This is a genomic window from Klebsiella sp. K47 (assembly GCF_051858335.1).
Taxonomy (GTDB): Bacteria; Pseudomonadota; Gammaproteobacteria; order Enterobacterales; family Enterobacteriaceae; genus Klebsiella; species Klebsiella pneumoniae.
Window position 1 is genome coordinate 1 of record NZ_JBPYUI010000418.1, and the last position, 224, is coordinate 224.

The 224-nt window shown below is 65.2% G+C and carries 1 protein-coding gene; it reads right to left on the reverse strand.

From position 1 onward, the window contains the following. Positions 1-224: hypothetical protein (locus RRF55_RS28625; RefSeq protein ID WP_439419389.1), on the reverse strand; the 224-nt coding region annotated here is incomplete at both ends.

Here is a 224-nt window from a genome sequence, read left to right on the forward strand (position 1 = left end):
GCGGGTGTCGCGGGTGAGTTGGCGGTCCAGTTTGTTGAGCGGAAACTCCAGGCCGGAAAAGTCCAGCAGGCTGGTCTTGCCACTGCCCTGGGGGCCGATCAGCAAGTACCAGGGCAGGTCGTTGCGCCAGCGCTCGCTGCGCCCGCCATACAGGCTCGAGCCCTTGAGCGTACGCAACGCCTCGCTGAAGCGGCTGCGCAGTTCCTTGTGGTCCTCATCGATGC